The organism is Janthinobacterium sp. FW305-129 (assembly GCF_020858115.1).
GTDB lineage: Bacteria > Pseudomonadota > Gammaproteobacteria > Burkholderiales > Burkholderiaceae_D > Janthinobacterium.
Window position 1 is genome coordinate 406,286 of sequence record NZ_JACYMM010000001.1, and the last position, 24,947, is coordinate 431,232.

At 63.5% G+C, this 24,947-nt stretch carries 21 protein-coding genes; 15 read left to right on the forward strand and 6 right to left on the reverse strand.

Annotated elements, in window-relative coordinates:
* Window positions 1–2: 2 nt before the first annotated feature.
* Both IGS61_RS01780 and IGS61_RS01785 read right to left on the reverse strand, forming a co-directional pair.
* Window positions 3–953: a 2-hydroxyacid dehydrogenase gene (locus tag IGS61_RS01780; RefSeq protein WP_230538014.1), complete on the reverse strand. Its 951-nt coding sequence runs from the start codon at window positions 951–953 to the stop codon at window positions 3–5.
* 112 nt (window positions 954–1,065) lie between these two features.
* A complete protein-coding gene (locus IGS61_RS01785) occupies window positions 1,066–1,743 on the reverse strand; it encodes a hypothetical protein (protein WP_230538015.1) in 678 nt (225 codons plus the stop codon).
* Window positions 1,744–1,977: 234 nt separating this feature from the next.
* Between IGS61_RS01785 and IGS61_RS01790 the strand changes: the two genes are divergently transcribed.
* The 8 genes from IGS61_RS01790 (at window position 1,978) to IGS61_RS01825 (ending at window position 12,131) form a co-directional block, all read left to right on the forward strand.
* The gene (locus IGS61_RS01790; RefSeq protein ID WP_230538016.1) at window positions 1,978–4,167 is read left to right on the forward strand and encodes a TonB-dependent receptor; all 2,190 of its coding nucleotides are present in this window, start codon (window positions 1,978–1,980) and stop codon (window positions 4,165–4,167) included.
* An 80-nt stretch (window positions 4,168–4,247) separates the two neighbouring features.
* Window positions 4,248–5,129, forward strand: coding sequence for a hypothetical protein (locus IGS61_RS01795; protein ID WP_230538017.1), 882 nt, complete (start codon window positions 4,248–4,250; stop codon window positions 5,127–5,129).
* Window positions 5,130–5,197: 68 nt separating this feature from the next.
* Complete coding sequence (locus IGS61_RS27930; protein ID WP_230538018.1) at window positions 5,198–6,355, forward strand: sensor histidine kinase; 1,158 nt, start codon at window positions 5,198–5,200, stop codon at window positions 6,353–6,355.
* A 128-nt stretch (window positions 6,356–6,483) separates the two neighbouring features.
* Window positions 6,484–7,953: a circularly permuted type 2 ATP-grasp protein gene (locus IGS61_RS01805; RefSeq protein WP_230538019.1), complete on the forward strand. Its 1,470-nt coding sequence runs from the start codon at window positions 6,484–6,486 to the stop codon at window positions 7,951–7,953.
* Window positions 7,947–8,891, forward strand: coding sequence for an alpha-E domain-containing protein (locus IGS61_RS01810; RefSeq protein WP_076572169.1), 945 nt, complete (start codon window positions 7,947–7,949; stop codon window positions 8,889–8,891). Before IGS61_RS01805 ends, IGS61_RS01810 begins: the two co-directional genes overlap by 7 nt.
* The gene (locus tag IGS61_RS01815; RefSeq protein ID WP_230538020.1) at window positions 8,891–9,700 is read left to right on the forward strand and encodes a transglutaminase family protein; all 810 of its coding nucleotides are present in this window, start codon (window positions 8,891–8,893) and stop codon (window positions 9,698–9,700) included. The genes IGS61_RS01810 and IGS61_RS01815 overlap by 1 nt, the downstream gene beginning before the upstream one ends.
* Before the next feature lie 91 nt (window positions 9,701–9,791).
* Window positions 9,792–10,670 (forward strand): proteasome-type protease, encoded by an 879-nt coding sequence (locus tag IGS61_RS01820; protein WP_230538021.1) that lies wholly within the window; start codon window positions 9,792–9,794, stop codon window positions 10,668–10,670.
* A 108-nt stretch (window positions 10,671–10,778) separates the two neighbouring features.
* The gene (locus IGS61_RS01825; RefSeq protein WP_230538022.1) at window positions 10,779–12,131 is read left to right on the forward strand and encodes an alpha/beta hydrolase; all 1,353 of its coding nucleotides are present in this window, start codon (window positions 10,779–10,781) and stop codon (window positions 12,129–12,131) included.
* 10 nt (window positions 12,132–12,141) lie between these two features.
* On the opposite strand, the gene IGS61_RS01830 is transcribed toward IGS61_RS01825, so the two are convergent.
* Window positions 12,142–13,164: an AraC family transcriptional regulator gene (locus IGS61_RS01830; RefSeq protein ID WP_230538023.1), complete on the reverse strand. Its 1,023-nt coding sequence runs from the start codon at window positions 13,162–13,164 to the stop codon at window positions 12,142–12,144.
* Between the two features lie 158 nt (window positions 13,165–13,322).
* Between IGS61_RS01830 and IGS61_RS01835 the strand changes: the two genes are divergently transcribed.
* The 3 genes from IGS61_RS01835 (at window position 13,323) to IGS61_RS01845 (ending at window position 16,709) form a co-directional block, all read left to right on the forward strand.
* Entirely contained in the window at window positions 13,323–14,801 is a 1,479-nt protein-coding gene (locus tag IGS61_RS01835; protein WP_230538024.1) for a parallel beta-helix domain-containing protein, read from the forward strand.
* An 83-nt stretch (window positions 14,802–14,884) separates the two neighbouring features.
* Window positions 14,885–16,096 (forward strand): SO2930 family diheme c-type cytochrome, encoded by a 1,212-nt coding sequence (locus IGS61_RS01840; RefSeq protein WP_230538025.1) that lies wholly within the window; start codon window positions 14,885–14,887, stop codon window positions 16,094–16,096.
* Window positions 16,097–16,283: 187 nt separating this feature from the next.
* Window positions 16,284–16,709, forward strand: coding sequence for a Fur family transcriptional regulator (locus IGS61_RS01845; protein ID WP_070218730.1), 426 nt, complete (start codon window positions 16,284–16,286; stop codon window positions 16,707–16,709).
* A gap of 27 nt (window positions 16,710–16,736) precedes the next feature.
* Here the strand turns inward: IGS61_RS01845 and IGS61_RS01850 are convergent, their stop codons facing one another.
* The 3 genes from IGS61_RS01850 to zigA all read right to left on the reverse strand — a co-directional run bounded on the left by IGS61_RS01850 (window position 16,737) and on the right by zigA (window position 19,579).
* Window positions 16,737–17,255 (reverse strand): GNAT family N-acetyltransferase, encoded by a 519-nt coding sequence (locus tag IGS61_RS01850; protein WP_230538026.1) that lies wholly within the window; start codon window positions 17,253–17,255, stop codon window positions 16,737–16,739.
* A gap of 91 nt (window positions 17,256–17,346) precedes the next feature.
* Window positions 17,347–18,333, reverse strand: a complete 987-nt coding sequence (locus IGS61_RS01855; protein ID WP_230538027.1) for a CobW family GTP-binding protein — start codon at window positions 18,331–18,333, stop codon at window positions 17,347–17,349.
* Between the two features lie 13 nt (window positions 18,334–18,346).
* Window positions 18,347–19,579 carry a zinc metallochaperone GTPase ZigA gene (gene zigA, locus IGS61_RS01860; protein WP_230538028.1) on the reverse strand — a complete coding sequence of 411 codons (1,233 nt, stop codon included), beginning with the start codon at window positions 19,577–19,579 and terminating at the stop codon, window positions 18,347–18,349.
* A 387-nt stretch (window positions 19,580–19,966) separates the two neighbouring features.
* Here zigA and IGS61_RS01865 point away from each other — a divergent pair, with 387 nt between their 5' ends.
* The 4 genes from IGS61_RS01865 to IGS61_RS01880 all read left to right on the forward strand — a co-directional run bounded on the left by IGS61_RS01865 (window position 19,967) and on the right by IGS61_RS01880 (window position 24,905).
* Window positions 19,967–22,069: a bifunctional 2',3'-cyclic-nucleotide 2'-phosphodiesterase/3'-nucleotidase gene (locus IGS61_RS01865; protein WP_230538029.1), complete on the forward strand. Its 2,103-nt coding sequence runs from the start codon at window positions 19,967–19,969 to the stop codon at window positions 22,067–22,069.
* 49 nt (window positions 22,070–22,118) lie between these two features.
* The gene (locus IGS61_RS01870; protein ID WP_230538030.1) at window positions 22,119–22,817 is read left to right on the forward strand and encodes a tetratricopeptide repeat protein; all 699 of its coding nucleotides are present in this window, start codon (window positions 22,119–22,121) and stop codon (window positions 22,815–22,817) included.
* A 128-nt stretch (window positions 22,818–22,945) separates the two neighbouring features.
* Window positions 22,946–23,209, forward strand: a complete 264-nt coding sequence (locus IGS61_RS01875; protein ID WP_230538031.1) for a hypothetical protein — start codon at window positions 22,946–22,948, stop codon at window positions 23,207–23,209.
* Window positions 23,210–23,468: 259 nt separating this feature from the next.
* The gene (locus IGS61_RS01880) at window positions 23,469–24,905 is read left to right on the forward strand and encodes a catalase (protein WP_230538032.1); all 1,437 of its coding nucleotides are present in this window, start codon (window positions 23,469–23,471) and stop codon (window positions 24,903–24,905) included.
* Window positions 24,906–24,947 lie beyond the last annotated feature (42 nt).

Sequence of the window (24,947 nt, forward strand, 5' to 3'; positions counted from 1 at the left end):
CGTCAGGGCACGGGCGTGCGCAGCGGCAAGCCGGCGAAGTGGGCGGCCAGGTTATCGACCACCAGTTGCCCCATCGCATGGCGCGTTTCCACGGTCAGGCTGCCCACGTGGGGCGTGAGCACCACGTTGGGCAAGGCGCGCAGGGCGTTTGGCACGCGCGGCTCGTCGGCAAACACGTCGAGGCCGGCCGCGCCCAGGCGGCCCTCCCGCAAGGCGGCGATCAGGGCGTCTTCGTCGATCAGGGCGCCCCGGGCGATGTTGATCAGGGTGCCTTGCGGACCGAGCGCGTCGAGCACCGTGCGGTCGATGCTCTTGCGCGTGGCCGGCGTGCCCGGCGCGCAAACGATCAGGACATCGCTTTCCTGCGCCAGGGCCAGCAGCGATGCGGCGCGTGGCGCGCTGGCGCCGGGAATGGCGCGCGGCTGGAAGTAGCGGACGTTGACGCCAAAGGCGGCCAGGCGCAGCGCGATGGCTTGCCCGATCTGGCCGAAGCCGAAGATGCCGGCCGTCTTGTCGCGCAGGCTGGACGCTGGGGCGATGGCTTCGCGCCGTTCCCAGCCGCCGTCGCGCACGAAACGGTCGAGCGCCACGACGTGCCGCGCGCTGGCCAGCAGCAAGGCCAGCGCCAGGTCGGCCACGTCATCGGTTAAGACGTTCGGCGTGGTGGTGACGGCGATGCCGCGCTCGCGGGCCTGGTCAAGCGCCACGCCGTCGAGGCCCACGCCGTTGACGGCGACGATTTCCAGCTTCGGCAGCAAGGCCATATCAAAGGCGTTCAAGCCCAGCGCGCCCGTGGTGACGACGGCGCGGATGCCGGGTGCCCGTTCGGCCAGCCAGGCATGGCGCTCGTCCGCCGGCACTTGCCAGGCGTGGTGGCACGTGTATTGCTGCTCCAGCTGCGCGTTGACGGCAGCCGAAGGGCTGGGAGCAAGGATGAGGAGTTCGGGTGGCATGGGCGTCCTGGGTCGTGTCGACAAGATTTGCAGACGCAACTTAGCATAGTTGGGAACCAGCCGGGGCTGAGCGCCCGTAATTGCCGTGAAAACCGTGTACCGCTTGGAAACTTTAGCCCGGGCAAGGCACGCGCTTGACCTTGCCACCCGTCTTGAACGGGTCGGCGCCGGAGCCAGGATTGTCGGCCATTCCATAGCAGGTGGCGCCGCTGGCGCTGACGACGCGCGTGGCGGGCCGGCCGTCGGCCGTCAGGTAGTCTTCCACGCGGATGACGGGGCCGCCGCGCCAGGCGGAGGCGACCAGTTTCTGGAAGCTGCTTTCGCTTTTCAGGTCGGCAGCGGCCAGCCAGGGTTTGTCTTGTTTCAGTTCGCCGCGCAGGGCCTTGTCGGCGGCGCCCGCGGCCAGCCGGGCGCGCGTGCGCAAGTCGGCGCTGGCTGGCGCGGCGGGCAAGTCTTCGGCGGGCACGGTGATGCTTTCCGCAGCCACGGCCGGTGGTGCGAGGATGGCGGGAGGCGTGGCGGGCGGTGCACTGCTGCGCGCGCGCGGCACATGAGCCGGCATGGGCAGCGGCAAGGCCATCGGCGGCGCCTGCGGCGTTGGCCGGGGTGGCAGCAGGGTCATGAAGGCCACTTCCGTGTATTGCTTCAATTGCCGCGCCGGCAGCAGCAGGAAATACAGGCCCAGCACGTGCATGGCCAGGATCAGCGCGACGGCCGCGCCCTTCAGGCTCAAGCCGCCCCGTATGCGCAGGCGCAGGGAGGCGGACGGTAGATGGCGAAGCAATGGCATGCGGTTTCCTGTGGGCGCCGGGCGCGACGGCCTATTTTAGCGAAACTTGACCGTAGGCATTAATAAATCCACAAGATATCGTCTGGCGCGCCTTTTCCCGCCAGATTCCGGTACTTTTAGGCGCCCGGTGTGGCAGGAATGTCGACTTTTCTTGCCGCTTTCTCACACTTTCCCACGCACGGCGCCTCACTGGAATATAATGATAATCATTCTCATTAATATCCAAACAATACCATGCGCACCTTCCGCCTCGTCCCTACCCCGTTCGCCCTGGCCGCCTTCCTGCTCGCCAGCGCCGCCGCCCACGCCCAAACCATCACCACGGCATCGGCCGGCGACGCGCCAACCATGCCGACCGTGGTCGTGAATGCCTCGGCCGACGCCTCGGCGGAAGGCTTGTCGAAAGCCTACGCGGGCGGCCAGGTGGCGCGCGGCGGACGTTTGGGCTTGCTGGGCAACGTGGACATGATGGCCACGCCGTTCAATAGCCTCAACTACACGCAGGCGCTGATCCAGGACCAGCAGGCGCAAGGCGTGGGCGACGTGCTGCAAAACGATCCGGGCGTGCGCGTCACGCGCGGTTTCGGCAATTTCCAGGAAATGTACATGATCCGCGGCTTCCCCGTGAATTCGGACGACCTCGCGTACAACGGCCTGTACGGCCTGCTGCCGCGCCAGTTCGTCGCCTCCGAGCTGCTTGAGCGCGTGGAAGTGTTCCGTGGCGCGAATACCTTCATCAATGGCGCGGCGCCGGGCGGCGGCGGCATTGGCGGCGCCATCAACCTGCTGCCCAAGCGGGCGCCGAATGCGCCGCTGACGCAGGTAACGGTGGGCGTGGAAAGCGGCGGCCAGGCATATGTGGCCACCGATATCGCGCGCCGCTTCGGCCCCGACAACAATACGGGCATCCGCATCAATGCGGCCCGCCGCGACGGCGATACGGCCGTTGACCGTGAAAAGCGCGAACTGAGCGTCTTTTCCATCGGCGCCGACTACCGTGGTCGCGGCTTCCGTTTGTCGGCCGACGCCGGCTACCAGGACCACAAGCTGACGGCGCCGCGTCCCAGCGTGAACGTGGCCCCCGGCCTGGCGATCCCGGCCGCGCCGGACGCCAGCCGCAATTTCGCCCAGGACTGGACGCATTCGAACGAACGCGACACCTTCGGCACCCTGCGCGGCGAATACGATATCGCCAGCGATGTCGTGGCCTGGGCCGCGCTGGGCGCGCGCAGCGGCAATGAATCGAACGTGCTGGCCGTGCCCACGGTCGCCAGCGCGGATGGCGGCGGCACGGCTTACCGTTTCGACAATGAGCGCCGCGACACGGTGCGCACGGGCGAGATCGGCGTGCGCGGCAAGGCCGTCACGGGCAGCGTCAGCCACAGCCTGAGCGCCACGGCATCGAGCTTCCGGTCGCAATCGCGCAACGCCTACGGCATGAGCGGCAACTTCAACGCCAGCATCGATGCGCCGTTCAATGCCGTGCCGCCGGCCGCCACCCTGTACGTTGGCGGCAAGCTGGACAATCCGCTGGTGACGTCGCGCAGCATCCTGTCCAGCTTTGCCGTGGCCGACACCATGGGCTTTGCCAACGACAGCGTGCTGCTGACCGTGGGCTTGCGCCGCCAGACCATCAAGGACGACAGCTACGACTACGACACGGGCAAGCAGACGGCTCCCGGCTACAGCGAAAGCACCACCACGCCGCTGGCCGGCCTCGTGTACCGCCCCAGCAAGGAAATGTCCGTGTATGCCAACTATATAGAAGGCTTGCAGAAAGGCGCCGTGGCGGGCGGCTTCGGCGTGACGAACAATATCGGCCAGGTCTTTGCGCCGTACAAATCGAAACAGAAGGAAGTCGGCGTCAAATACGACGGCGGCCGCATCGGCATGAGCGCCGCGCTGTTCACCACCAAGCAGCCGCTGGCGTACGTGGACAACGGCACCTTCGGCGTGTTTGGCGAACAGCGCAACCGTGGCCTGGAATTGTCCGTCTTCGGCAGCCCCGCGCGCGGCTTGCGCCTGCTGGGCGGCCTGACCTTCCTCGATGCGGAACAGGTGAATGTGCAAAACCAGGCGAACAATGGCAAGGACGCCATCGGCGTGCCCCGCAGGCAGCTCAATGCGGGCGTGGAGTGGGATGTGCCGGGCGTGCACGGCCTGGCGCTGACGGGCCGCGCCCTGTACACCTCGGCCCAGTATCTCGATGCGGCCAACAAGCAACAGCTGCCGTCGTGGACGCGCCTGGACCTGGGCGCCCGCTATACGGCCAGCATCGCCGAGCGGGCAGTGACCTTGCGCGCGCGCCTCGACAATGTGACGGACAAGAACTACTGGGCCTCGGCCGGCGGCGCTTCCGGCGCCGGCTACCTGGTGCTGGGCGCGCCGCGCACCGTCGTCGTTTCCGCCTCGGTCGACTTCTAGACGGTCATTCCATGCCCGGCAGGGGCGCCGCGCCGCGTGCGCCCCTGTGCAATCGCCTGCGCTTGGGCGACAATGCGCGCATGACACTGCGCCCCGCCCTCCTCTCCCTGTTGCTCTTCGCCACCACCGGCACTGCCCTTGCCCAAAAGCAAGCCGCCTGCCCCTACGCCGCCTGGAAAAGCGGCTTCAAGGGCGATGCGCGGGCGCAAGCCACGTGTTTATTGCGCCCCGTCAAACTGTATGCGCGGCTGGGCGACAGCGCGCCGCTGCCGGACTTTCTTGCCGAGCACATCGGCCAGCGCACGGACGTCGCCCCGGCCCGGCTGCGCGCCTGGCTGGCGCAGCAATCGATCAGCGAAGCGGACGCGGGCGGCGCCGTCGATGCACCGCTGTCGCGCGCCGTGGGCCGGCTGGCCGCGCCCATGGCCCGCTACTTCGTCATCCACGACACCAGCTACCCGAATTTCTTGTTAGAAACTATTCCCGATCACATCAACGACGCCAGCTGGGATTTCAACGATTTCACTATCCGTAACCCGGCGCTGGGCGCCGGCCCGAAAGGCCATGTCTACGTGAACCGCCTCGGCGGTTCATTGGCTGTGCGCGACTTCGGCACGGCCGGCTATGCCAGCAAGCTGGAAAAGGACAAGCCGTCGCTGACGGGCCTGTTCCTGCACGTGGAACTGGTGCAGCCGCGCCATTCCGTGCCCGGCGGCGGCAAGGGCAACGATGGCCTGGCGCCCGATCCCGGCTTTACGCCCGCGCAATACGAGCGCCTGGCCCTGCTCTACATCGCCGCCAGCGTGCGCAAGGGCACGTGGCTGATCCCCGCCTTCCACGCCGTGCTCGATACGGGCTTTGCGAACGGTCATGACGACCCACAGAACTTTTCCCTGGCCGAGTGGTCAGCCTCGCTTTCCCGCCTGTATGCGGCCTTGCGGCAAGCCGATACTGGTCAATAAGGCGTTTTCCTGGCGGCGGATTAGGCGCATACTATTATGAGCATAGTCATTCCTGTCAGGGAGTCCAGGTGAATATTGCCACGGATCATCACGCGGGTCGCCAGGCCGGCGCGCGCCAGCCACTGCAGCGCGCGCAGCGCATCTTTGCCATGCGCGACGCCGTCCTCAACGCCTGGGAACAACGCGTGCGCGCCAAGGTGCGCGGCGCCGACCAGTTGCTCACGCCCATACTCATCAATACCCTGCCCGCCTTTTTCGACAACCTGGCCGAAGCCCTCACGCCGGGCCATCCGCGCGACAACGCGGCCAGCAACAGCAACGTTCCTGCCGTGCATGGCAACGAACGGGCGCGCATGACCAATTACGGGCCGGAACAGGTGATCCAGGAATACCAGATCTTCCGCGACTGCTTCGCCGCCGCCGCGCACGATGCCCATATCACCTTGCGCAGCAAGGATTGGCAGGTGCTCAACGAGTCGATCGACTCGGGCATCCGCGAATCGATACGCGAATTTACCAGCATGCATGAAGGCTTCCGGCGCCGCATCGCGGCCGGCCTGTCGCACGACATGCGCAACCCGCTGGCCGTGATCAGCACCAGCGCCCAGCTGCTGCTGCGGCCAGCGGAGCCGGAACGCGTGGTATTGCTGGCGCGCAAGATTGCCGAGCATAGCAAACGGCTCGACAGCATGATCGAGGAATTGCTCGACACCCTCAGCTACCACCAGGGCCAGCGGCTGCCGCTGGTGCTGAGCCAGTTCGACGTGCTGCCCCTGGTACACGCCGTGGCCGGCCAGGTCAACCTGCAGCGGCCCGGAAAATGCCAGGTCAGCGGGCAATCCGTCACCGGCTGGTGGTGCGAGAACTCGCTGCGGCGCGCGCTGGAAAACCTGCTCGGCAATGCCATCAAGTACGGCGACGACGCGCCCGTCAAGGTGCACGTGGAAGCGTGCCACGAACGGCTGATCATCACCGTCCACAATGGCGGCCACGCCATCGCGCCGGCCCAGGCGGAGCGCATCTTCGACTACCTGCGCCGCGAGAACGACAGTCCCGCGCCCGGCTGGGGCATCGGCCTGCCCTTCGTGCAGAACGTGGCCGAAAGCCACGGCGGCAGCATCGCCGTCGACAGCGCGCCGGAAACGGGCACCAGCTTCATCTTCGACGTGCCCGTCGATTGCCGTCCCTTCGTCCCGCCCGCTGGCGTCCCCAACAGTGACAGCTAGCGCACCAAAACGGTGCGAAGGCTGGCGCGACGCCACAAAAGTGGTCATCTTTACACCTGTTCCCGTCCGCACTGTTGGCACGTTTCCTGCTGAGCTATACACAGACACGGCTCAAGGGACATCACAACATGGCAAATTTTTTCAATGAAATGACTGCAGATGACGTGGGGACGGACGGCAAGGTACGCGAACACTATCGTGAATTCGACAACTGGCTGGCGCAGCAATCCCCGGAAACCATCGCCCGCAAGCGGGCCGAAGCCGACCTGACGTTCCGCCGCGTCGGCATCACGTTTGCCGTCTACGGCGACGATGCCGGCACGGAACGCCTGATTCCGTTCGACACCATTCCCCGCATCATCCCCGCCGCCGAATGGGCGCAGATGCAGACGGGCCTGGTGCAGCGCGTGCAAGCCTTGAACATGTTCATCCATGATATTTATCATGAGCAAAACATCATCAAGGCGGGCATCATTCCCGCCGAGCAAATCTACAAGAATGCCCAGTACCGCCCGGAAATGCAGGGCATCGCCGTCGCTTCCGACATTTACGCGCACATCGCCGGCGTCGACATCGTGCGCGCGGGCCAGGGCGAATTCTATGTACTGGAAGACAATTTAAGGGTGCCCTCGGGCGTGTCCTACATGCTGGAAGACCGCAAGATGATGATGCGGCTGTTCCCGGAACTGTTCGCCCGCAACCGCATCGCCCCCGTCGACCATTACCCGGACATGCTGCTCGACAACCTGCGCTCCGTCGCGCCCATGGGCATCGATGACCCGACGGTGGTCGTCATGACGCCCGGCATGTACAACTCCGCCTACTTCGAGCACGCCTTCCTGGCCCAGCAGATGGGCGTGGAGCTGGTCGAAGGCAAGGATTTGTTTGTCAACGACAACTCCGTCTACATGCGCACCACGCGCGGCCCCAAGCGCGTGGACGTCATCTACCGCCGCGTCGACGACGATTTCCTCGATCCGCTGGCCTTCCGCTCCGATTCGTCGCTGGGCGTGCCGGGCCTGCTGTCCGTCTACCGCGCGGGACGGGTCACCCTGGCGAACGCCATCGGCACGGGCGTGGCTGACGACAAGTCGATCTACCCGTTCGTGCCCGACATGATCAAGTTTTACCTGTCGCAGGAACCGATTTTGAACAACGTGCCCACGTACCAGTGCCGCAAGAGCGCCGATTTGTCCTATGTGCTGGCGAATTTGCCGAAACTTGTCGTCAAGGAAGTGCATGGCGCAGGTGGCTACGGCATGCTGGTGGGGCCGGCGTCGAGCGCCGCGCAGATCGAGGATTTCCGCCAGCGCCTGCTGGCCAATCCGGGCGGCTATATCGCCCAGCCCACGCTCGCCCTGTCCGCCTGCCCCACGTATGTCGAGGCCGGCATTGCGCCGCGCCACATCGATCTGCGTCCGTTCGTGCTGTCCGGCAAGACGATTTCCATGGTGCCCGGTGGCCTGACCCGCGTGGCGCTCGGTGAAGGCTCGCTGGTAGTCAATTCCTCGCAAGGGGGCGGCACCAAGGATACCTGGGTACTGGAAGCCACATTATCAGAAGAAAAAGCAGCTTTTGCAGGAGAGAAAACATGCTGAGCCGCACTGCCGATCATTTGTTCTGGATGGCCCGCTACACGGAGCGGGCGGAAAATACGGCGCGCATGCTCGACGTCAACATGCAAACGTCCATGCTGCCCCAGTCGGAGCAGGACGCGGAGCAAGGCTGGCGCGCCACCCTGGGTATTTCCGAGCTGCAAAGCGCATACGACCATAAGTATGGGCGCTTCCATACGCGCGACGTGCTCGACTTCATGGTGCGCGACCCGAACAATCCGTCGTCGATCCTCGCCTGCCTGACGGGCGCGCGCGAAAACGCCCGCGCCGTGCGGGGGACGCTGACGACGGAAGTGTGGGAAATCCAGAACGCCACCTGGCTCGACATGCAGAAGCGCTTGAAAAGCAATCTGCTGGAAACGGACCCCAGCGCCTTCTTCGAGTGGGTCAAGTACCGCTCGCACCTGTCGCGCGGTGTGACTTTGGGCACCATGCTCAAGGACGAAGCCATCCACTTCATCCGCCTGGGCACCTTCCTGGAGCGGGCCGACAACACGGCGCGCATCCTCGACGTGAAGTTCCACGGCGCGCGCGACACGTCGAAAGACGTCGCCCAGCGCGATTTTTACTACTGGGCGGCCCTGCTGCGCTCCGTTTCCGGCTTCGAGATCTACCGCAAGGTCTACCGCGACGTGATCACGCCGGCACGGGTGGCGGAACTGCTGATGCTGCGCGGCGACATGCCCAGGTCGCTCCTGGCCTGCATGGATGACGTGGTGGAAAATCTGAAGCATATCCGCAACGATGTGTCGGCCGATACGGAGCGGTTCGCCGGCAAATTGCATGCCGAGCTGAAATTCGGCCATATCGACGACATCATGAAGGCGGGATTGCACCATACCTTGACGGAGTTTCTGGAAAACATTTATGACCTGGGCAACCGGGTCAGCCGCGACTTCCTCGTTCCCCTGGCGGCCTGATGCAGCTCACCATCCGCCACGAAACCCGCTACGCCTACAGTGCGCCGCTGGCCTACACGATACAGCAGCTGCACCTGACGCCGCGCGTCGAGCCGCAGCAGCGGGCACTGTCCTGGCAAATCACCACGCCGGGCCAGTGCCACGCCTACACGGATGCCTACGGCAATCTGTCGCACATGCTGACGATCAACGGCAGCCACCAGTCGCTGAGCCTGGTCGCCCAGGGCGTGGTGGAAACCATTTACCCGCACAAGGGACGGCTGAACCTGGTCGATACCCTGTCACCGCTGTTGTTTACCATGCCGACGCCGCTGACGCAGGCCAATCCCGCCATCGTGGAGCTGGCGGCCGCCAGCCTGCCGGACCGCCGCGTGACGGCCGGCACGGGCCATCTGCTGCGGCTGGCCGAACACATCGTCGGCAAGGTGGCCTATGAAAGCGGCGCCACCATGGTCACCACCACGGCCGGCGACGCCCTGGCGCTGGGGCGCGGCGTGTGCCAGGACCACGCGCATCTGTTCCTCGCCTGCTGCCACGCCTGGGGCATCCCGGCCCGCTATGTGTCCGGCTACATCGATCCGGGCACGACGGGCCACGCGGCCAGCCACGCCTGGGTCGACGCGTGGACGGAAGACACGGATTTCGCGGGCTGGGTCAGCATCGACGTCACGCATGCGCGGCTGATGACGGACGCGTATTGCCGTCTGGCCATCGGGCGCGACTACGATTCGGCCGCGCCCGTGCGCGGCGTGCGCCAGGGCGGCGGCACGGAAACCTTGCACGTGGACGTGCAGATCGCGCCCGTGTAAATGGGCAGGAATGAGGCTGGCCGGGGCTTGCGGCGGATCGTCCAGCCCCGGCTGGTGTAGAATGTTCCCCCTTTTGATTTGATTTACGACAATGACATACTGCATAGGCATGCGCCTGAATGAAGGCCTGGTCTTCCTGTCCGACTCCCGCACGAATGCCGGCGTGGACCAGGTCGGCACCTTCCGCAAGATGAGCGTGTTCGAAAACCCGGGCGACCGCATGCTGGTGCTGATGACGGCCGGAAACTTGTCGATTTCGCAAGCGATCCGCCAGCTCGTTTCAGACCATGTCGATGCGGACGGGCGCAGCATCTGGAACGTGGCCAGCATGTACGACGCGGCGCGCATCGTGGGCGACGCCGTGCGCGCCGTGCACCAGCGCGAAGCGAAGGCCCTGGCCGACTGCGGCATCGACTTCAACGTCAGCATCATCGTGGGCGGCCAGATAGGCGCCGAGCGCTGCCGGCTGTTCCAGGTGTATTCGGCCGGCAATTTCATCGAATCGCACGATGAAAACACGTATTTCCAGATCGGCGAAGCCAAATATGGCAAGCCCATCATCGACCGCGTCGTCAACCCGACGACCCGGCTCGACGAGGCGGCCAAGTGCGCGCTGATCTCCATGGATTCGACCCTGCGCTCGAACATTTCCGTCGGCTTGCCGCTGGACCTGCTCGTCTACGAGACGGGCAGCCTGGCCGTCACGCGCTTCGTCGCCATCGATGAAAAGAACCAGTATTTCCGCATGATCCGCGACACCTGGGGCGAGCAATTGAAGCAGGTGTTCGAAGGCATCGCCGATCCCGTGTGGAATGCGGCGCCGGAAACCACGGCGAACGTGCTGTCGTCCACCAGCATGCAAAGCAAGCCCGTGCGCGTGGCCATTCCCGGGCACGTGAGCCGCGGCGGCCTGACGGTGGCGCCCCTGCAATCCTTGGCGCAGCAGTTCAGCGACGACAAGCAACATTGATCCGCCGCGCACCAGTTGCGCGCAGTGCTGGACAAGTCGCTTTCCGCGTGCTTTTATGGCAATATGAGTTGATATTTAATTCATATTGATCAGAGAGGCAGGTGGCGCATGGACTTGATCACTTCCGCCGTCGTCGCGGCCATCGAACATGGCGCGCCCGGCCACGCGCCGGAAGCCGTCGCCAGCCACTATCAACGCCTGAAGCTGGCCATTGCCAAGTTCGACGGCGCGGCCGCCATCCTGGCCGCCATCGGCGCGCTGGAGGCCGAACCGGGCAATACCCAGCTGCAACTGGCCCTATCGGCCGCCCTTTCCACGGCGAAAGTGCCGGACGACATGGAAACCCTGTTTGCCGCGCAAGGCTTGCTCGATGCGCTGCAGCGCCCGCCGTCCCCGTTGCCAGAGGTGGGAACCGCGCCCGCCCCGGCCGATAAAAGCACCGTCGTGTCGAACTATGCCGTGGTCAAAGTGTATTTCGCCACGGACCGCCAGCGCGACGTGGGCAAGCCGCCGGCGCAGCGCTTCAGCGGCGAACGCAGTATGACGGGGGGCAATGGCGGCAGCGATGGCCCGCTCAGCTATGGCAGCTGCGACATCAGCATCCCCCGCGACCACCGCATGGGCCAGCTGGAATCGCCGTCGCTGTGGCGCCTGGAGTTTCGCGACGACCCGGCCAAGCACGTGGTGCTGCTGTCTGCCGAGGTGCAAGACCGCGACAACTTCTTTGCAGCATTAAAAACGCAGATACGCGCCTCGGCCGGCAAGAGCGCCTTTGTCTTCGTGCACGGCTACAACGTGAGTTTCGAGGATGCGGCGCGGCGCACGGGACAGATGGCCTACGACCTGGGCTTCGACGGCGCGCCCGTGTTCTACAGCTGGCCGTCGCGCGGCGACCTGGCCGCCTACACCATCGATGAAAACAATATCGAGTGGAGCACGCCTCACCTCACGGCCTTCCTGGCCGACTTTCTCGCCAGCACGGAGGCGGCGCAAGTGTATCTGGTGGGCCACAGCATGGGCAACCGGGGCCTGGCGCGGGCCGTGGCCGACCTGCTGGCCACGCAGCCGCAACTGGCGCAAAAGATCACGGAAATCATCCTCTCCGCGCCCGATATCGACGCCGCCATCTTCAGGCACGATATCGCGCCGAAACTGGCCCACGCGCGCAACCCCGTCACCTTGTATGCCTCGTCGCAAGACCTGGCCCTGGCCGCCTCGAAAGCCGTGCACGGCTACCCGCGCGCGGGCGACAGCGGCGCCGGCATGCTGATCGTGGCCGGCGTGGAAACCATCGACGCCACCGGGGTCGACACGAGCTTCATGAAACACTCGTACTTTGCGGAAAAGCGCTCCGCCCTGTCCGACATGTTTTATTTGATACGCAACAATGCGCGCGCCGACCAGCGCTTTCTCGACCCCGTCGATACGGTGGCGGGCCGCTACTGGACGTTCAAGCCTTGAGCCGGGCCGTTCAATGGCACTTTTCGCTGCCCCCGAGACGGCGGTACACCCCCGGGGCGCTGCCGGTCCATAGTTTGAATGCCCGGCTGAACGTGGTGGGATCATCGAAGCCCAGGCCCTGCCCTATGGCCGCGATCGTCAAATCGCTCTTGATCAGCTGCAAAATCGCCATGTCGCGCCGCAACTCATCCTTTACCGTCTGGAACGAGCTGCCTTCTTCCGCCAGCCGGCGCGACAACGTGCGCACGGAAAAATGCAGCGCCTTCGCACAAGCACCTATCGTCATCACATCGGCCAGGCGGGACGCCAGGTAGTCGCGCAGCCGGTGCGTGAGGATCTTGTCATTGAATGGCACGTATAGCCAATCGGCGGGCGCATTGCGCAAGAACTGGTTGAGCGCACTCTTGTCCTGGCGCAATGGCGCGCCCAGATACCCGGAGCCGATGTACAGCGCGGTCTGGGCTTGCTCGAAATATATGGGGCCAGGAAATAAATATACGTATTCCGCCACCCGCGCCGGCCGGGGAAACGCAAAATCGGCCCGCGCCAGCGGTATCTCGCGCCCTATCATCCAGGAAGCGAGGCCATGCACCAGTTTCAGCATCAGCTCGTGGACGAGCACCCGCTCCCCTTGTGGCGGCACATATTCAATCAGGGCAATGCGGGTCAGCCGATCGTCGTGCGTGACATCGAAGCCCATGTCATCGAGCAGCAAGCGGAAATAACGGACGAAACGATGCAGTGCAATATCGAGATTCGGTGCGTCGAGCATCGCCAGGCAGAGAAACTTCAGCGTGCCATTGCGCAAGGGGCGGGAAAAGAAGCGCGGGGTTTCATCGTCGAGCAAGAGCGCAGTCTGGCGCAGCAAGGTGGAAAATTGCTCTATCGTAATGCGCCCCCCTTGCTCCAGCAATAATTCGGGCGCGATCTTGGCGCGCGCCAGCACGGTCCTGACCAGGTCCGAACCGGGATCGAGTCCTTGCAGCAAATCGGTCGCCAGGCCCACCGAAATGGTCGCGCTCCGGTGGCTCATTAAATAATGCAATGCAACATTTTATCTCCCGAAATTTGGCATGAAATGCACATATTTAGGCCATTTCTGTCACTAATGAAATACAAGGGCAGAACTATAATCATCGCATAAATATGGATAAAAAGATAAAAATCACCATACAACAAGGGAGACACAGCATGAACAAACTACCGCGCCTCAAGCGCTGTCTAACCATTGCATGCGCAAGCACCATGCTCCTGCTGGGCAGTTGCGGCGGCGGTTCCAGCGAACCCGTTGCCGAGGCCGTGGCGCCGCCGGCACTGGACGTCGTCGTCACTGCTGCGCAAATGAATGACAGCGACATGAGCAATCTGCTGTTTCGTCTCAGGGAAGGCTCCACCGTCATGCTGCCGGCCGGCAAATTCCACTTTGACCGGCCCCTGATCATGAACACCAGCGGCGTGACGATTATCGGCAAGGGCAGCGGCAGCAATCCGGCGAGCGATACCATTTTGTCCTTCAAGGACGCCAGCAGCCGCAACGGCTTGCAGGTCAGCAATGTCAAGACCATCACGCTGAAAAATTTCGCGGTGGAAGATGCGGCCGGCAATGCCGTGTTTGTCTCAGCGTCGAGCAATGTGACCATGGATGGCTTGCGCGCCGAGTGGACCACCGATCCGACCAAAACGTCCAAAATGGCGTATGGCCTGTATCCCGTCAATTCCGACAATATCATCGTCAAAAACAGCAAGGTGATCGGCTCGGAAGACGCGGGCATCTATGTCGGCCAATCGCAAAATATCCGCGTCAGCAACAATGAAGTGTATTTGAACGTGGCCGGCGTGGAGATCGAAAACTCGCTCAATGCCATCGTGGAGAACAATGATTTGCATGACAACACGGGCGGCGTGCTGGTGTTCTCCCTGCCCGGCACCTATCGTTTCAAAAAAGGTTACGGGGTTTTGATACAAAACAACAATATCCACGACAACAATACGCCCGTCGCCGACAATGCCACGGGCTTTGTCACCTCGGTGCCCGTCGGCACCGGCATCATGGTGCTGGCGGCGGACAATACCGAGATCAAGAATAACGTCATCAGGAACCATAAGACCACCAGCATACTGGCGCTCAGCTATCAGGCGACCGGTTTCGCCATCAACGACCCGGACTACAATCCCTTCATCCATGGCCTGTATGCCTACGGCAATACCATCTCGCTATCGGGCCATGCGCCGGACGGCGCCTTCAAGACGGAGCTCAAACCCCTGGTCGATGGCCTGTTCGCGCAGCTGGCGTCGAGCGGCTTGCCGGCGCTGCTGCCGTACGGCGTCTGGGACGGCATACTCGATCCTGCAAAAAGCACCGGCCTGATCCCCTTGCCCGGCATGGGCGGCCTGGGCATCGGTGGCGTGGCCAGCGATGACAGCCGCATTTGCATCAAGAACAATACCTCGCTCGATACGCCCGTCATCGACGGCGTGATTTCCTATGAGACGCTGGATATCAACCTGATCGGGCTGAAGCTGGGCGCGTCGGTCGCGGCGGGAGAAACACCGCCGGAAGCGATTGCGGGCATCCCCGCCGAGCTGTTACAGCCAGGCTTTCCATTCGCGCCGCGCATGCACTGTGAATTGACGCTGCCAGCCATTCCAGCCTTTCCGATCATTAAGTAAGCAAACCGGGGCGGCCGCGCGTGCCCGCGCCACAGGGCGCAGCGTGCCCGCCATCCAACCCTTGCTCGCCAGGAGTCCATGATATGAAGACCAGATTGACCTTTTTTGCCGCACTTTTCCCCCTCATGCTCGCCATGAGCTTGCTCAGCGCCTGCGGCGGCGGCAAGACCGCCGAGGGCGACAGCTTTGCCGCCGAGGTGAAGCTGTTTGAACGCACCACCGCGCCGGACAAATTATCGAGCTGGAATTTGGTGCAAAGCGATGGCAAGTTGATGCGGCTCAATACCGCTACCGTGGCGTATGATTTGAACAGCCCCCTGTTTTCCGATTACTCCAGCAAGTTGCGCGCCATCTATCTCCCGAAGGGCGGCAAGATCAGCTATAACGGCAATGGCGCCGACCCCTTTGTTTTTCCGAATGGCGCGGTCATCGTCAAGACTTTCTATTACCCGAAGGCGACAGGCAGCGATGCCGGCTACATCGGCGCGCAGGCAGTCAGCCATCAAACCGTGCAGGGCAATTCCATCGACTTGAGCAAGAACCATCTGGTCGAAACCCGCCTGCTGGTCAAGCAGGCCGATGGCCGCTGGCTGGGCCTGCCCTATGTGTGGGATGACGACCAGAAAGACGCATCGCTGAAAATCGGCGGCGACGTCAAACGCGTGGAACTGGTCAGCGACAATGGATCGCACCAGAAAATCAGCTACCAAGTACCGAGCGCTCAGCAATGCCAGCAATGCCACGCCACCACCTCGGCTGGCGGCGGCGAGCTGCTGCCGATAGGCACCAAGGCACATCATCTGAACAAGACTTATGTGTATGGCACGGGGGCAAAGAACCAGCTCGACAATCTCAACGACCTTGGCATGCTGAGCGGCTATATCAGCGCCGCAGCCGCGCCCAAGGCGGCCGATTGGAGCGATGCCTCGCAAACGCTGGACGCCCGCGCCAAAGGCTACCTGGAGGCAAACTGCGCGCACTGTCATTCCACCACTGGCCAGGCCCAGCAAAGCGGACTATTGCTTGGATTCAACCAGACAGCCAATCCGCTGATCGACTCGATCAAGCGCGGCATCTGCAAGAAGCCGCTGGCCTATGGTGGCCCGGGACTGCCTTATCAGTACGATATCGTGCCGGGCTCGCCTGAAACCTCCATCTTGCTGTACCGCACCAGCCATACGGATTCGGAATCGGTGATGCCGGTGATCGGGCGCGCCGCCAATCACGCGGAAGCGAACGCCATGTTGAGCGCATGGATCGCCGGCATGGCCAAGGCCGAATGTTCGATGCCCTGAGCCATGGCCCGCTCCGCCGGCACTGCCCGCTGCCCCGGGCATGCCAGCGGCGCCGGCATGCCGGATTGGACGTTCGAAGCATAACGCGGCTTCATGCACAGGGGCACACATGCTAAGATATGGCCCAGAGGGTGGCAACGGGCACGGCGATGACGCCGCCAGCCGATCCCCCGCAAGCAGGCTTATCATGTTGACATCATCTTCTACACCGCACGCCGAATCGCTGATCCGCAACACCAACGCCCGCGTTACCAAGACGCGCGTGAAGGTGCTCGACTTTTTAATGGCGCAAAGCCGTTCGCTGACCCACCATGAAATCCAGCAAGCGCTGTCGCAGGACAGCGATATCGATTCCGTCACCCTGTACCGGGTGCTGGAATGGCTGACGGAAAATGAACTCGTGCACCGCATCGCGGGCGCCGACCAGGTGTGGCGCTTCAGCGCCGGCGCCGGCCATCAGGCGCACGAACATGCGCATTTCCAGTGCACCAAGTGCGCCAACGTCACCTGCTTCAATGAAGTCAAGCTGCCGCCGCCCGTGCTCTTGCCGGAAGGCTTCAGCGGCGGCGAAGTCGATTACCTGATCAAGGGCCTGTGCCCGCGCTGCAAGTAATTTTCAAAAAGACATCACCTGAAGGTATCACTTGAGCAGCAACGCCAGGTGATGCTCGTCGTAAAACAGCTCGCCCACGCGCATCGAGCGCGGTTCCGTCCCATACGCGATAAATCCCAGCGATTCATACAGCCGCAAGGCGGCATTGTTTTCCGCATTCACGCTCAGGTGCACCTGCATGACGGCAGGGTCCGTCTCGGCCTGTTCGATGCAGGCGTTGACGAGCCGCCGCGCCACACCACGGCCCCGCTGAGGCGCATCGACGAACACGCCCCATAGCATGGCCTTGTGCCACAGCTGGCGCAAGGGTTCGCGCCGCAAGCCGGCAAAGCCGACCAGGCGTTCGCCATCGAAGGCGCCGAAAGCCCTGTGCAGGGGGCCGCCGGCGATGCGCTGCGCATGTTCCTCCGGCGTGCGCGCCAGTTCATCCTCGCGCGACGAGGAAAACGAGCTGGGCGAGTCAAGGATGGCGCGCAGGCGCAGCGCGCGAAAGGCGGCGGTGTCGGCTGGCGTCAACAGGCGGATGACGATATCGGGTGCGGGCATGGGAGGACTCGGGAGTTTTTTCCCATTATACCCACGCCCTTTCTCCATGCACGCACGCGGATGGCGAGAATGGCCAAGCCCGCTTCCACGCTCATGCCGCCACCTTGGCCACGCAGCGGTCCAGGCCCCGTGTCAGCATATCCTGCGGCAAGTCGCGGCCGATAAAAATGATCTTGCTGGCGCGCGTTTCCCCGTCGCGCCACGGCGCGCCCAGTTCCGAGCCCATCAGCATGTGCACGCCCTGGAACACGGCGCGGCATGGCAGGTCGGCAACATATAAAATGCCCTTGTAGCGCATCAGCTGGCTGCCGAACAGTTGCACCACGGCATCAAGAAAGTTTTCCACCTGCAGCAGATCGAGGGGCTGGGCCTGGTGGTAGACGAACGATTGCACGCCGTCGCCATGGCGGTGGCCCAGTTCCCCGAGGAAATCCGGCTCCAGCTCGACGATGGCGTTCAGGTTGAAGCCGCGGATGTTCAGGATGTCGCCCAGCGGTACATTGCCGAAGCGCACTTTCTGTATGCTGGCGCGGCCGTTGATGGCGGCCAGGCGCTGGCGCAGCGCGGCCAGCTCATCCTTGCTGACGAGGTCCGTCTTCGACAGCAGGATGCGGTCGGCAAAGCCCACCTGCTCCTGCGCTTCCTTGTGCGCCGTCAATTGCTGCTGCGCATGGCGCGCATCGACCACCGTCAAAATGGCGTCCAGCATGTAGCACTCGCTGACGGTTGGCTCCGCAAAGAAGGTTTGCGCCACGGGACCGGGTGCGGCCAGGCCCGTCGTTTCGATGATGACGTGGTCGAATGCGATGCTTCCCGCCGCGCGCCTGGCGTGCAATTCGCCCAGGATGCGGATCAGGTCGCCCCGCACGCTGCAGCAGATGCAGCCATTGTTCATTTCCACGATCTGCTCGCCGCTGTCCTGCACCAGCAAGCCGTGGTCGATGCTTTCGGCGGCGAATTCATTTTCGATCACGGCGATGCGCACGCCGTGATCGCCCTGCAATATGCGCTTGAGCAAGGTCGTTTTCCCGCTGCCGAGAAAACCCGTGATGATGGTGACGGGGATCAATTCTGTCATGGCGCGTTCCTGTTCAAGCTTGATCTTCGAGTTCTTCCATCCGTTGCCATAGTGGAAACGGGTCGGGCAGCTGGCGCCAGGCGGCCATGCCCTGGCGCGTTTCCGTATAGTTAAGTTGACATTTCTTCAAGTCCGCCTCGATGGCGGCCTGGTCCATGTCCTGGCCGATGAAGACGAGCTCCTGGTAGCGGTCGCCATACGTTTCGCTCCAGCCCGCCTTGACTTCCGCCAGCGAGGCCGCATCCGTGGGCCAGCGTTCCTGCGGCACGGCCGCCCACCACAGGCCCACGGGTTCGATATTCATCAGCTTGCCCGCGCCGGACAGGCTGGCCACCCATTCGGGGCGGCTGGCCAGCCAAAAGTATCCCTTGCTGCGCACCACGCCCGGTATCGGTTGCGAAATATAGTCGTGCAGGCGCTGCGCGTGGAACGGTTCCTTCGCCCGGTAGACGAAGCTGGCGATGCCATACGTTTCCGTTTCCGGCGCATGACTGCCCGCCAGCTCCTGGGCCCAGCCCGGCATGGCGGCCGCCTGCTCCAGGTCGAACAAGTTCGTGCCCAGGATGGCGTCGAGCGGCACGATGGACTGGTTGGTTTCGATGATGCGCGCGCCCGGGTTCAGGGCTTTTAACACGGCCAGCACGCGCAGGCGCTCGGCCGCATCGACCATGTCGACCTTGTTGAGGACGATGACATTGGCAAATTCGATCTGTTCCGTGAGCAAGTTGGCCAGTTGGCGGTCGTCGCCCTCGCCCGCCGTTTCTCCCCGCTGCTCCAGGCTGTCTTCGCTATGGAAATCCGCCAGCAGGTTGGCGCAGTCGACGACGGTGACCATGCAGTCGATGCGCGCCACGTCGTTCAGGCTGTCGCCGTGCTCGTCCTCGAAGTCGAAGGTGGCGGCCACGGGCATCGGCTCGCCCACGCCCGTCGATTCGATCAGCAGATAATCGAAGCGGTCCTCCAAGGCCAGGCGCCGCACTTCCTGCAGCAAATCGTCGCGCAGGGTGCAGCAAATGCAGCCGTTCGACATTTCCACGAGTTTTTCTTCCGTGCGCGACAGCGCTGCGCCGGCCGCTTCGGCGCTGTCCTTCACCAGCGCGGCGTCGATGTTGACTTCGCTCATGTCGTTGACGATGACGGCCACGCGCTTGCCTTCGCGGTTGCGCAGTATGTGGTTGAGCAAGGTGGTCTTGCCGGCGCCAAGAAAGCCGGACAGGACGGTGACGGGGAGTTTGCGCTGGGGCATGGGGTTCCTTCGGATGGAGTCGATTGAGGGAGGCGATGGACGGCCTCATACTAAATGCAAGTTAATTGCGTTTTAATTATAATGCAGCTCAGTTGCATTTGTGCGGCAATCTTTGCCTGCCCTGCCACACGCTCGGCCTTGCCGCTGTTCGCAGCGGTGCCGCGACGAGCAATCCTCCTCACATATTCATGCATAAAATCAATGACTTGCCGTACTTTGTGAGAGTGAACTCTCGGCAGCAGGCGCGCGCAGAAGTTGGAGCGCGCCGCTGCGGCATGGCCGCTGCCACCTGCGCGGCGCCTGCATCCATGCGCCCTGCACGGCTGTCATCGCCGCGTCATATGGCGGCGTTACAGTCGCGTCCTTTGAATCTTTCCGAGGGCGGTAATGAAAACAAATTGGGTCATGCTGGCGGCGCTGGCAAGTGCGGGTCTCGTCGGTTGCAACGGCAGTTCGAATACGCCGGCGGCGCCGGCCATTCCCGAAGGCACGACGGTCACCGTGGCATTGCTGGAAACCACCGATATCCACTCGAACGTCTTGAGCTACAACTATTACGCGCTGGCCGAAGACACGAGTCTGGGCCTGGAGCGCACGTCCACCCTGATCCAGGCGGCGCGCGCGGAAAACCCGAATAATGTGCTGCTCGACGATGGCGACGTCATCCAGGGCACGCTACTTGCCGACCTGCAAGCCGTGGCCGCGCCCGTGCCCTGCTCCGGCACGCTGGCCGTGCACAAGGCCATGAATGCGCTGAAATACGATGCGGGCGGCATGGGCAACCATGAATTCAACTATGGCCTCGGTTACCTGAGCCAGATCACCAACACGGATTTCGGCATTCCCGGCGTGGCCAAGCCGACGGGCACGTGCGGCGCGCCCGCCTTCCCTTCCGTGCTGAGCAATGTTGTTGGCGTGGCCACCGGCAAGCCCATCTTCCAGCCCTACACCGTGCTGCCGCGCGATTTCGCCGCCACGGCGCCCGACGGCAGCAAGCTGACGGTCAAGATCAATGTGGGCGTGCTGAGCTTTGTGCCGCCGCAAATCCTCGAATGGGACCAAAAAGTGCTCGCCGGCAAAGTCAGCGTGACGGGCGTGCAGGAAGCGGCGAAACAATACGTGCCGGAATTGCGCAGCAAGGGCGCCGACCTCGTCGTGGCCCTGTCGCATGGCGGCCTGGACACGAGCACCTACAGCCCGAAGATGGAAAACGGCAGCTATCACCTGACCAGCACGGGCATCGACGCGCTGATGATCGGCCACTCGCACTTGATCTTCCCGAAAGGCAAGGAAGAAGGCGCAGCCGCGCTGGACGCCTCGTTTGCCGCCTTCCCGGCCAGCGCCAAGATCGACGCCGTCAACGGTTTTGTCAACGGCGTGCCGACCGTCATGGCGCAAAGCTGGGGCCGCCGCTTGGGCATCATCAAACTGACGATGGCGTACCAGGGCGGGAAATGGGTGGTGCAGCCGGCCAAGACGACGGTGGAATCGCGCGGTTTCAAGTACACGGATGGCAAGACGCTCGTGAAAGCCGACCCGGCCATCGCCCCGCTGGTGGCCACCGAACACGCGGCCACCGTCGCCTACGCCAAGCAGCCGCTGGGCATCAGCACGGATTTCGAGATGTCCGCGTATTTTGCGCTGGTGGGCGACGTCAGCGCCATCCAGCTGGTGAACCAGGCGCAGCTCGACTACGTGAAGAATTTCATCGCCACCAGCACGGATGCGACCTTGTCCAGCTACAAGAACATTCCCGTGATCTCGTGCAGCGCGCCGTTCAAGGCGGGCCGCAACGGGCCGTCGGACTTCACGGACGTGGCATCCGGCGCCTCGCCTGCCGCGCCGGTCGGCTTGCAAGTGCGCAATCCGGGCGATTTGTATTTATATAGCAATAACAACCTGCAAGCCGTCAAGATCAAGGGCGCGGACTTGAAAGCGTGGCTGGAAACGTCGGCCAGGCAATTCAACCAGATCGACCCGGCCATTACTGCCGAGCAAGACCTGGTGCCGTCGTATGGCACGATCTATAACTATGACGTGTTCTACGCCGAAAACAATGCGCTGACGTACCAGATCGACGTGACGAAAAAGGTCGGCAGCCGCATCGTCAACCTCACGTACAAGGGCGCACCGGTCGCCGACGGCGATGATTTCATCGTCGCCACCAACGACTACCGCGCCGGCGGCGGCGGCGCCGTGCCGGGCATCGATGGCAGCAAGACCATCATCAAGTCGCCCGATGCGAACCAGGCCGTGGTCAGCAACTACCTGGCGTCGCTGAGCACCAAGGGCGGCAAGGTGACCCTGGCGGCGAATGGCAGCGCGCGCAGCTGGAGCTTCGTCAAGACGGCCACGGCCGGCCCCGTGATCCTGCGCTCGGCGCCGGGCCACCTGGCATTGGCGCAGAGCAGCGGCATCGCCAACGTGGCGTCCGAAGGCGGGCTCGACGCCAGCGGCTTTGCCAAGTACGGCATCGACCTGAGCAAATAAGGTCCACGGGCCGGGACTGCTGGCTTCCCGGCCCACGTCATGAAAGTTAATGCAGATGAAACAAGCGCTTTCCCTCCCCGCACTCGTGCTGGCTGCCGCCCTGGCCGCCTGCCAGGCGTCGCCGCCGCCCACGGCGGCGGAAATCGAAGCCGTCGCCATGCATGCGCGCCAGGCGGGCGACCGCCAGGCCGAGCGCAAGGTGCGCAGCTGGGCCGGCAAGGACATGCCCGTCGCCGAGCGCGAACTGGCGCTGATTTACCAGTCCCGGACCGAGCGCCGCGCCGAGGCATTGAGCCTGTTCGAACAGGCGGCCCGCGCCGGCGACACGGAAGCGGCGTTCGAGCTGGGCCAGATGCTGCGCGCGGCCACGCCGGCCCAGGCCTGGCCGTGGTACCGCCAGGCGGCGCAGCAAGGCCATGCGAAGGCGGCATTGATGCTGGGCTTGCTGGCGGCAAATGGCGAAGGCGTGCCGCAAGACCAGGCGGAGGCGGCCCGCTGGCTGGACAAGTCGAGCGAACTGGGCAACCCGCACGCCATGTTCCTGCTGTACAACGCCTACCGCGAAGGCCGCGGCGTGCCGCGCGACCTGGCCAAGGGCCATGCATTGCTGGAAGAAGCGGCCCACCACGAATACCCTCCCGCCCTCCAGGAACTGGCCATGACGGTGCAAGCCGACGACGCCCTGCGCGCCGGCCACCTGATGAAGGAAGCGACGGAGCACCGGCACAATAACTGGAACAAGTTTTAAGCCAGATCAAGACCGGCTCATATTGCTGAATGGAATACTTGCCGGTGGCATAAGCTTGCCTGGCACGCACAGGTGTTCGTGCGCAATCTCATCGCGAGGCAAGCATGGCAGATCACCGGTTGGGCCCCATGAAAAAGAGCGACTTGCAGTTCAGCTACCCGGACGGCCCGGCGGACGGCGATGACCCGGCCCGGCGCGCCATCCCCGACAGCGTCTTGCTGAACCGCCATGAATGGTATGAAGTGCTCTACAGCTGCAACAGCTGGTCGGGCGGCAGCCTGGCCACGGCCCTGAAATGCGAACGCCTGATCCAGCGCCACTTGCCGGCCGACATACGCGGCCATGGCGCCGTGCTGACCTGGCTGCGGGCCAATTGGGCCAACTACCGCTGACACGCGGAAAAATCACGCCATCCTTTGCGCCAGGTCAATCGTGTTGGGCTAGACATTGCCGACGGGCTATGATGAACCAGCTGCCTCTCCGGAGACGGCGGGGCAGCAGCACGCCCCGAAAATGCATTACACTGAATTTGCTTTTTAGAAATTTGTTACTCTGGACCAGCCTCGGTGAGCACGTTACATGCGCTCAGCCCAGCCAGTGTTTGGGTAGGCCCTGGCTCGTCCGTTGACCTCCCTATAAAGAAAGAGTCCAATGAAAAAGCTGACCACCGCCTTTGGCGCGCCTGTCGTCGACAACCAGAACATCCAGACGGCCGGCCCCCGCGGCCCTGCCCTGCTGCAAGATGTATGGTTCCTGGAAAAGCTGGCCCACTTCGACCGCGAAGTCATCCCCGAGCGCCGCATGCATGCCAAGGGATCGGGCGCGCACGGCACGTTTACCGTCACGCACGACATCACGCGCTACACGCGGGCGAAAATCTTTGGCGCAGTGGGCAAGCAAACGCCGATGTTCGCGCGCTTTTCCACGGTGGCCGGCGAACGGGGCGCGGCCGATGCGGAACGCGACATCCGCGGCTTTGCCCTGAAGTTTTATACGGAAGAAGGCAACTGGGACCTGGTCGGCAACAATACGCCCGTGTTTTTCATGCGCGACCCGCTGAAATTCCCCGATCTGAACCACGCCATCAAGCGCGACCCGCGCACGGGCTTGCGCAGCGCCAACAGCAACTGGGACTTCTGGACCTCGCTGCCGGAAGCGCTGCACCAGGTGACGGTGGTGATGAGCGACCGGGGCTTGCCGCGCAGCTTCCGCCACATGCACGGCTTCGGCAGCCATACCTTCAGCTTCCTGAATGCGCAAAACGAGCGTTTCTGGGTCAAGTTCACGTTTAAAACACAGCAAGGGATACAAAACCTGACGGATGCCGAGGCCGAGGCGCTGGTCGGCAAGGACCGCGAAAGCTCGCACCGCGACCTGTACGACAGCATCGAAAACAAGGATTTCCCCCGCTGGACCCTGTACGTGCAGATCATGCCGGAAAAAGAGGCGGGAACCTACCACATCAATCCCTTCGACCTGTCGAAAGTGTGGCCGCACGGCGACTACCCGCTGATCGAGGTGGGCGTGCTGGAACTGAACCGCAATGCCGACAACCATTTCGCGGAAGTGGAACAATCGGCCTTCAACCCGGCCAACGTGGTGCCCGGCATCAGCTTTTCGCCGGACAAGATGCTGCAAGGCCGCTTGTTCTCGTATGGCGACGCGCAGCGCTACCGCCTCGGCGTCAACCACAGCCACATCCCCGTCAACGCGCCGAAATGCCCGTTCCACAGCTACCACCGCGACGGCCAGATGCGAGTCGACGGCAACCAGGGGGGAACCCTGGGCTATGAACCGAACAGCGCGCAGGAATGGGCCGAGCAGCCCGATTTCCGCGAGCCGCCGCTGAGTATCGAGGGCGCGGCCGACCACTGGAACCACAGGGTCGACGAGGATTACTATTCGCAGCCGCGCGCCCTGTTCCGCCTGATGACGCCGGCGCAGCAGCAAGCCTTGTTCGATAACACGGCGCGCGCCATCTCGGGCGCCTCGGAGCAGGTCAAGCAACGCCACATCGGCAACTGCACCCTGTGCGACCCCGCGTATGGCGCGGGCGTGGCCGAAGCGATAGGCCGCCTGAGCAAATAAGGCAGGCTGATCGAAGGCAGGCTGCAAGACGGCATGGAAGGC

Excerpts from the sequence above, each read along its gene's own strand:
- IGS61_RS01780 (WP_230538014.1), bottom strand. The coding sequence starts at position 953 with ATGCCACCCGAACTCCTCATCCTTGCTCCCAGCCCTTCGGCTGCCGTC.
- IGS61_RS01785 (WP_230538015.1), bottom strand. The coding sequence starts at position 1,743 with ATGCCATTGCTTCGCCATCTACCGTCCGCCTCCCTGCGCCTGCGCATA.
- IGS61_RS01790 (WP_230538016.1), top strand. The coding sequence starts at position 1,978 with ATGCGCACCTTCCGCCTCGTCCCTACCCCGTTCGCCCTGGCCGCCTTC.
- IGS61_RS01795 (WP_230538017.1), top strand. The coding sequence starts at position 4,248 with ATGACACTGCGCCCCGCCCTCCTCTCCCTGTTGCTCTTCGCCACCACC.
- IGS61_RS01805 (WP_230538019.1), top strand. The coding sequence starts at position 6,484 with ATGGCAAATTTTTTCAATGAAATGACTGCAGATGACGTGGGGACGGAC.
- IGS61_RS01810 (WP_076572169.1), top strand. The coding sequence starts at position 7,947 with ATGCTGAGCCGCACTGCCGATCATTTGTTCTGGATGGCCCGCTACACG.
- IGS61_RS01815 (WP_230538020.1), top strand. The coding sequence starts at position 8,891 with ATGCAGCTCACCATCCGCCACGAAACCCGCTACGCCTACAGTGCGCCG.
- IGS61_RS01820 (WP_230538021.1), top strand. The coding sequence starts at position 9,792 with ATGACATACTGCATAGGCATGCGCCTGAATGAAGGCCTGGTCTTCCTG.
- IGS61_RS01825 (WP_230538022.1), top strand. The coding sequence starts at position 10,779 with ATGGACTTGATCACTTCCGCCGTCGTCGCGGCCATCGAACATGGCGCG.
- IGS61_RS01830 (WP_230538023.1), bottom strand. The coding sequence starts at position 13,164 with ATGAGCCACCGGAGCGCGACCATTTCGGTGGGCCTGGCGACCGATTTG.
- IGS61_RS01835 (WP_230538024.1), top strand. The coding sequence starts at position 13,323 with ATGAACAAACTACCGCGCCTCAAGCGCTGTCTAACCATTGCATGCGCA.
- IGS61_RS01840 (WP_230538025.1), top strand. The coding sequence starts at position 14,885 with ATGAAGACCAGATTGACCTTTTTTGCCGCACTTTTCCCCCTCATGCTC.
- IGS61_RS01845 (WP_070218730.1), top strand. The coding sequence starts at position 16,284 with ATGTTGACATCATCTTCTACACCGCACGCCGAATCGCTGATCCGCAAC.
- IGS61_RS01850 (WP_230538026.1), bottom strand. The coding sequence starts at position 17,255 with ATGCCCGCACCCGATATCGTCATCCGCCTGTTGACGCCAGCCGACACC.
- IGS61_RS01855 (WP_230538027.1), bottom strand. The coding sequence starts at position 18,333 with ATGACAGAATTGATCCCCGTCACCATCATCACGGGTTTTCTCGGCAGC.
- zigA (WP_230538028.1), bottom strand. The coding sequence starts at position 19,579 with ATGCCCCAGCGCAAACTCCCCGTCACCGTCCTGTCCGGCTTTCTTGGC.
- IGS61_RS01865 (WP_230538029.1), top strand. The coding sequence starts at position 19,967 with ATGAAAACAAATTGGGTCATGCTGGCGGCGCTGGCAAGTGCGGGTCTC.
- IGS61_RS01870 (WP_230538030.1), top strand. The coding sequence starts at position 22,119 with ATGCAGATGAAACAAGCGCTTTCCCTCCCCGCACTCGTGCTGGCTGCC.
- IGS61_RS01875 (WP_230538031.1), top strand. The coding sequence starts at position 22,946 with ATGAAAAAGAGCGACTTGCAGTTCAGCTACCCGGACGGCCCGGCGGAC.
- IGS61_RS01880 (WP_230538032.1), top strand. The coding sequence starts at position 23,469 with ATGAAAAAGCTGACCACCGCCTTTGGCGCGCCTGTCGTCGACAACCAG.